We start from the raw sequence: 6,927 nt of genomic DNA, 5'->3' as shown, positions 1-6,927 counted from the left end.
CCTCTCTATGGGCTAGTCTGGTGATCGGTAGCGAGATGGCCGGGCGACGGCTCCCCCCGGACCGACCCGTCGTTCGGAAACGCGTTATCATTTCGGAACTCCGAACCTTACGCTTGAAACGCGAAGCCGCACCGGTAGTGTAGTAGGTATCACGCAAGCCTTGGCCATGGTTGCAACCCGAGTTCAAATCTCGGCCGGTGCATTTCTCGAACGGAGTGAGAGAAATCACCGAGAGATTTGAACGCTATCAGTCGCGCGCAGCGAACGAAGTGAGCGAGCACGTCTGATTCGGAGTTCAAATCTCGGCCGGTGCACTCCCTGCGGTCGTGCCCCGGCCTGACTCCCGCTCGTTTCACTCGCGGGAGTCTCGGCCGGTGCTTTTGGAGGCTAAGTAAGCGAAATACCGAGATATCCGAGCGCCATCAGCCACGTTCGATCGACAGTAATCGCTTCAAACCCCGTCTGCTATCCGACGACGAACTCCGGAGCGAGGACGATGGCGACGAGCAGACACAGCAGTACGAGGATCGCCGTCAGGCGAAGCGTGCCGGCCGTGCGTTTCCGGTCGTTCGGGAGGGATTCGGCGATCCCCGCCAGCGTGGCCCCGAGAGCCATGACGAGCAGCCAGTCGCTCGGGTCGGCTCTTCCCATGGCCCGAGAGTAGCCGTACAGTCCCAGGAACGCGAGCGCTCCTCCGAACTGGACGAGCGCGTTGGACCGGCCGGACGGTTCACTGAACACGAGGTCGGAGAGGACGGAGGGCATCGTGCGTGCGTCTTCTTCGAGACACAAATAACGACCGTCCCACACCTCACGCCTCCCCAGCCTCGTTGCTCGCTGCTCGCGGCTTCGCCGCTCGCTTATCGAGGTACTCACTCCGTTCGTACCTCGCACCGCTCGCAACTCCCTCGCGCGGTCGGGTTCGCGCCCCTTCGGGGCGCTCACCGGCGCGCGCCGACCGCGATCGCCGGCGTGTACGACTCCGCCGCCCTCAGGTTGCCTCAGGGTGCCCTCACCACGGGCCGTCGTAGTTCACCCGCGGGCGGTCGACATCGATACCCAGGTCGCGCAGCGTCGCGGTCGCGTTCTCGACCGGCGCGGGCGCGGGGCGGTCGAGCGCGTCGGTCGTCGCCTCGGCGAACCGGACCCGCCAGTCGCCGTCGATCACGACGGTCGCGCGGCGCGGGATGTCGGCGTGCCCCTCCCACGAGTCGGCCAGCAGGCCGTAGGAGTCGGCGATTCCGCCGTGGAAGTCCGAGACGACCGGAAACGGGAGATCGAAGCGGTCGACGTACGCGAACCCGGCGTACAGCGAGTCGCCGGTGAGCGCGACCACCGCCAGGTCCTCGCGGTCGTGCCAGCCGACATCCCGGACCGCGGCGAACGCCGCCGTGCTCGTCGGGACGAAGCTCGCCGGCGCGAACGCGAGGACGACCGCGCGGTACGACTCCACGAGCCGGTACAACGCGAGTTCGGTCGCCCGCCCGTCCGCGACCGCCGGCGCGGCGAAGTCGGGGGCTTTGACGCCGACGTCGATCATAGCACCGTCCCGTGTTTTTTGTCCGGCAGGTCCTTCTCGACGTCCGCGTAGAACGCGAACCGGGCGGCCAGCTCCGCGCGGAGGTCGGACGGCGGGACGAGCTCGTCGATGACGACCTCGCTGGCCATCCGGTGGATGTCGATGTCCTCGCGGTACTCCTCGCGGAGCCGCTGTTCTTCTGCGGTCCGCGCCTCGGGGTCGTCGATCTCGGCGAGCTTCCGGGCGTAGACCGCGTTTATCGCGGCCTCCGGTCCCATGATCGCGATCTCGCCGGAGGGGAGTCCGAGCACGCTCTCGGGGTCGTAGGCGGGCCCGCCCATCGCGTAGATACCCGCGCCGTACGCCTTCCGGACGACGACCGTCTGTTTCGGGACCGTGGCGGAGGAGGTGGCGTAGATCAGCTTCTTGCCCTTCTCTAAGATCCCGTCCTTCTCGACCGCGGAGCCGGCCATGAACCCCGGCGTGTCACAGAGGTAAAGCAGGGGGATCTCGTAGGCGTCACAGGTCCAGACGAACTCCGCGGCCTTCTCGGCGGCGTCCGGGAAGATCGCGCCCGATCGCTCTGTCGGCTGGTTGGCGACCACGCCGACCGGGCGGCCGTCGATCCGGCAGAAGGCGGTGACGATCTCCGTGCCGTACCCCTCCTTCAGCTCGAAGACCGACTCCGCGTCGGCGATCCGGTCGATCAGCTCGCGGACGTCGTACGGCCGGGTCGGCGACTCGGGGATCAGCTCGTCGATGCCCTCCGGGGAGTACTTCGGCGGCTTCGTCTCGGCTTCGGGAGGCTTCGCGCCGGCCCGGTCCGGGAGGTACCCGATCAGGTCGGCGACGAGCGCGCGGGCGTGCTCCTCGTCGCGCGCGACGAGGTCCGCCGAGCCGGACTCCTCGGCGTGGACCCGCGGGCCGCCGAGCTCCTCCAGGTCGATCTCCTCGCCGGTGACCATCTCCACCATCCGCGGGGAGGCGATCGCCATCGCGGACATCCCCTCGACCATCACGGTGAAGTCGGCGAAGACGGGCGTGTAGGCCGCCCCGGCGATACACGGGCCGTAGAGCACGCAGATCTGCGGGACGTACCCCGAGAGCATCGAGTGGTTGTAGTAGTACTTGCCGATCCCCTCGCGGTTGGCGAAGAAGCCGGTCTGCTGGTCGATCCGCCCGCCCGAGGAGTCCATCAGGTAGAGCACGGGCTTGCCGGTCTTCAGCGCCCGCTGTTGCATCCGGAGGAACTTCTCGACGCCCCGCGCCGCCATCGACCCGGCCTTCACGGTGAAGTCGTTGGCCATGAAGTGGACGTCGCGGCCCTCGAACGTCGCGGCGCCCGTGATCAGGCCGTCGGCGGGGAGGCGGTCGCGGTCGGCGTCCTCAGCGCTCGCCCCGTCGCTGTCGCCATCGCCGTCGCTGTCGGCGTCGCCGTCGGGCGCGTTCGGGTGCCAGTCGTCGAACGCGGCGAACGTCCCGTCCTCGAAGCGGACGCCGGCGGGCGGCCGCCCCGCGGCGTCAGCGTCGCCGTCGCCGCGGGCTCCCCCCTCACCGCCGAACCAGAGGTCGAGTCGGTCGCGGACGAACAGCTTCCCCTGCTCCGCGAGCCGCTCGCGGTACGTCTCGGGACCGCCCCGCAGGATGTCGTCGATCTCGGCGCGCAGCTCGCGCTCGCGGTCGGTGGGACCGCGGTCGTCGTCGAGCGGGTAGGTCGGCTCCGGCGGGGCGGCGCTGGCTGCGGGGTCGGCGGCGTCGCCGACGTAGACGTCAACGTCCTCGCCGAGGTGTTCCGCGAGCGACCGCGCGATCGCCTCGGCCTCCGCCGCGGTCGCCGCCGTGCCGACGCGAACTTTCATGGCGCACGATTCGCGGTGGTGCCTAAACCGTTTTCCCCCCGATCTCGACGACGGACGGTGACACCACGGACGCCCTACTCCATCACTCCGTCGCCCCCTCGGTGACGAGGGTGTCGTCCTCGAGGTAGTGCTCGACGTGGTGGGCGTGCACCTCGACGTCTTCGAGGATCTCGCGCAGCAGCTCCTCGGTGGTGTAGTCGCCGAGGTTGTTGGCGAGCCGGATGTGCTCGCGGAGCTGTTCGATGATGTCGCCGAAGATCTCCAGGTCGTTCTCCAGGGACGTCCGGATGTCGTAGGCGTCCGCGTCTTCGGGGCTCACCGGCGCGTGCTCCTCGTAGTTCGCGCCGCCAGAGAGGGGCACGCCGCCGAGCGCCTGCGCGCGCTCGGCGAGCACGTCGGCACCCGCCTCGAGGTCCGCGGCGACCTCGCCGAGGTACTCGTGGATGTCGTGGAACTCGGCGCCCTCGACGATCCAGTGGTGCTTCTTGATCTGGTGGTAGAGGACGTACGTGGCCGCGAGGTCGGTGTTTAACGCGTCGACGAGCTGTTCGGCCTTCTGCTCGGGGACGCGGAGCGCTTCGCTCTCGTGAACGTCGCCGTATCGCTGCCGGGCCTGCGTCTGGGTGCTCATGCGTACTCACTCGTACGCGCGCTACTCACTTAATGGTTTCCAAATTAGAAATAGATATTCTAAATATAAAAAATAATTTTTCTTCTTTTTCAACACTGTGCGCCGAAATCGCGATCCGCCGGGCTCGGTCACCTCCGCCGTCGAAGGGAAACGTCTTAATGGACTACGCGCGCACGTTCGGGTGTATGAGCAACGGCGACGACGACCCGGCCGACGCCTCAGAGGGGGCCGACGCCGCGGACGACGCGGAGGACGCCGGCGGGTCGACGGAGACGGCCGACGCGCCGGCGCGTCCCGACGAGGTGACCGAGGAGTCCCTGAACGAGTACCTCGACGAGATCGAGGGCCTGCTCGCCGACGCCGAGACGGAGGCGGCCCTCGACGACGTCGACGCGCTCTTAGACGACGCCGAGGCGGGGCTCGAGGAGGCCGACCTCCCCGAACCCGACGAGGACGACGACGACGCCGACGACCCGCGCGGTGAACTCGAAGACCGAATCGCGGAGCTCCGCGACGGCGTCGAGGAGGCCCGCGGCCCCTACGCCGAAGACGTCGCGGAAGCGATCCGAGACGCCGCGACGACGGTCGAAGACACGGAGTGGACCGCCGACGGGATCGAAGACGTCGCAGCGGCGGTCGAGGCGTTCGCCGACGCGGCCGCGACGTCCGTAGATGTCGCGGCGGACCCGGCCAGCGACGACATCGAGGACCTCGTCGCCGCCCTCGAGACTGTCGCCGACGCCGTCGAAAGCGCGGATCTCGATCCCGACGACGACGCGGAGACGATCGCCGCACTCCTCGAGGCGACCGACGAGCTCGAGGAGGGTCTCGACGGCGCCGAGGAGTGGGACGACTTACAGACCCACGAGCAGCTCCGCGCCCAGGGGTACTACGACGTGCTCGGCCACTACAAGGACTATCCCGTCGAGTGGGCCGCGCTGAAGGAACACGAGCAGCGCGGCAACGTCGACATGATCCTCCTCGCGCTCGACGCGCTGCAGTCCGATTTCATGGAGCGGCACTGCCTGGAGGCGCTCGAGCGCATGGGCAAACGCGGGAAGACCGAGGCGTCGGTCTCGGAGCTGCTCGGCCGCGCCGAGAAGCGCGACCAGGCCGCGATCCGCATCCTCGGGAAGATGGCCGCCGAGGAGGCCACGGAGACGCTCGTCGAGTTCGTGCCGGAGGAGTCGAACCCGCAGCTCCAGAAGGCGACGTGCAAGGCGCTCGGCGAGATCGGCGCCGAAGCGGCGGTCCAGCCGCTGGCCGACCAGCTCGCGCCCGAGTCCGAGACCGACGACCTCGTGCGGCCCCACGCCGCCCGCGCGCTCGGGCTCATCGGCGACACCCGCGCCGTCGACCCGCTCGCGGACGTGCTCGCCGGCGACGGCGACGACGACCTCCGCGCCGCCGCGGGCTGGGCGCTCCGGCAGATCGGCACGCGCGAGGCGCTCGAAACCGTCGCCGAGTACGCCGACGAGCGCTCCTTCCTCGTGGCGACCGAGGTCGAGAAGGCCGAGCGCGCGCTCGACGCCGCGGCACCGACCGCCTAAGCCCGGACGCGCTCCGAGCCCTTTTATCCGATACCGGCGCCACACCCGGCGTGCGGTCACCCCGTCGCCGATTCGAGTCCGTCTGCACCGCGGCCGTCTCGCGTCCCGCCGCGGTCCTCGCCTGCGTCCTCCTCGTCGTCGCGCTCGCCGGCGTGCCCGCGACGGCCGCGAGCGAACGCGGTGACGCCTCACGCGACGCCACGTCCACGGGTTCCGGTCCGGCGATCGTCGAGCTGTACCCCAACCCGACGACCGAGGGGAACCGCGGCGAGTACCTCGTCGTCCGCCTCCCGGCGCGCGGGAACTGGTCGCTCTCTGACGGGCACCACGAGGTGTCGGTCCCGCGGAACGCCAGCGGGACGGTCGCGCTCTCGATGGCCCCCGGGCGCACGGCCGCGTTCCTCGAGGACGCCCCCGCCGCCGCCGACCGCGGCCCGGTCGCGCTCCGCGCGATCGAGGGACACTTTCCCCTCTCGGCGTCGGGCGATCGGATCGAACTCCGCCGCGACGGGGCGGTCGTCGACGTCGTCGAGTACGGGCGCGTCCGCGAGGGGTACCGCTGGCGCGCCGACTGGGGGGAGTGGCGGCCGCGCGGATACGACCCCCGGGCGCCGGCCGCGACCGCGAACGCGACCGTGACGCCGTTCGTACTCCCGGACAGCCCAGACCGTCCGATCGAGCCGCTCCGCGGCGCGGAGGACCGCCTGCTGCTCGCCGGGTACACCCTCACGTCGGAGCGCGTCGCCGACCTGCTCGTCGACGCCGCCGACCGCGGCGTGACGGTCCGCGTGCTCGTCGAGGGGTCGCCGGTCGGCGGGTTCTCGGCACGGAGCGCGCGGCTGATCGACCGGCTCGTCGCCGCCGGCGTCGAGGTCCGCGTCCTCGACGGCGACCCCGAGCGGTTCCGGTTCCACCACGCGAAGTACGCCGTCGCCGACGACCGCGCGGTCGTGCTCACGGAGAACTGGAAGCGCTCCGGGACCGGCGGGCGGTCCAACCGCGGGTGGGGCGTCGCGACGGACGGGTCCGCGCGGCCACCCGCCGAGCCGTCGACCGCCGACACGCTCGCCGCGCTGTTCGAGGCGGACGCGAGCGCCGCCGACGCGCGCCGATGGCGCTCGTTCAGGTCCGAGGCGTCGTTCCACGACGTCGGCCGGGCGAACGGCACCTATCCGACGCGGTTCGATCCCCCGCCGGCGACGACCGCCGACGTGACGGTGCTCACCGCGCCGGGAAACGCCGCCGACGGGATCGCGGCGCGGATCGACGCGGCCGACGACCGCGTGCTCGCCGTCGTCCCCCGGACCGGCGGCCCGGACGATCGGATCGTGCGGGCGCTCCGACGGGCCGCCGACCGCGGCGTCGACG

Annotated in this window: 6 protein-coding genes and 1 tRNA gene; 3 read left to right on the top strand and 4 right to left on the bottom strand. The window is 70.4% G+C overall.

Annotation, left to right across the window (positions count from 1 at the left end; genetic code table 11):
- Positions 1–128 precede the first annotated feature (128 nt).
- A tRNA-OTHER gene (locus GJ633_RS12540) sits at positions 129–202 on the top strand.
- A gap of 263 nt (positions 203–465) precedes the next feature.
- Here the strand turns inward: GJ633_RS12540 and GJ633_RS12535 are convergent.
- From GJ633_RS12535 to dpsA, 4 genes are all read right to left on the bottom strand, one after another.
- Positions 466–765 carry a hypothetical protein gene (locus tag GJ633_RS12535; RefSeq protein WP_156589102.1) on the bottom strand — a complete coding sequence of 100 codons (300 nt, stop codon included), beginning with the start codon at positions 763–765 and terminating at the stop codon, positions 466–468.
- Between the two features lie 247 nt (positions 766–1,012).
- Complete coding sequence (locus GJ633_RS12530; RefSeq protein ID WP_156589101.1) at positions 1,013–1,540, bottom strand: redoxin domain-containing protein; 528 nt, start codon at positions 1,538–1,540, stop codon at positions 1,013–1,015.
- A complete protein-coding gene (locus GJ633_RS12525) occupies positions 1,537–3,378 on the bottom strand; it encodes an acyl-CoA carboxylase subunit beta (protein ID WP_156589100.1) in 1,842 nt (613 codons plus the stop codon). Before GJ633_RS12525 ends, GJ633_RS12530 begins: the two co-directional genes overlap by 4 nt.
- A gap of 82 nt (positions 3,379–3,460) precedes the next feature.
- A complete protein-coding gene (gene dpsA / locus GJ633_RS12520; protein WP_156589099.1) occupies positions 3,461–4,009 on the bottom strand; it encodes a DNA starvation/stationary phase protection protein DpsA in 549 nt (182 codons plus the stop codon).
- Positions 4,010–4,194: 185 nt separating this feature from the next.
- On the opposite strand from dpsA, the gene GJ633_RS12515 reads away from it, so the two are divergent.
- Positions 4,195–5,559 carry a HEAT repeat domain-containing protein gene (locus GJ633_RS12515; RefSeq protein WP_156589098.1) on the top strand — a complete coding sequence of 455 codons (1,365 nt, stop codon included), beginning with the start codon at positions 4,195–4,197 and terminating at the stop codon, positions 5,557–5,559.
- A gap of 50 nt (positions 5,560–5,609) precedes the next feature.
- Positions 5,610–6,927: phospholipase D-like domain-containing protein (locus GJ633_RS12510; protein ID WP_321169069.1), on the top strand; the 1,318-nt coding region annotated here is incomplete at its 3' end.

This window comes from Halorubrum sp. CBA1125 (genome assembly GCF_009742825.1).
GTDB lineage: Archaea > Halobacteriota > Halobacteria > Halobacteriales > Haloferacaceae > Halorubrum.
The sequence above is the reverse complement of the archived record's forward strand: the minus strand, read 5'-3'. Positions and strand labels throughout refer to the sequence as shown.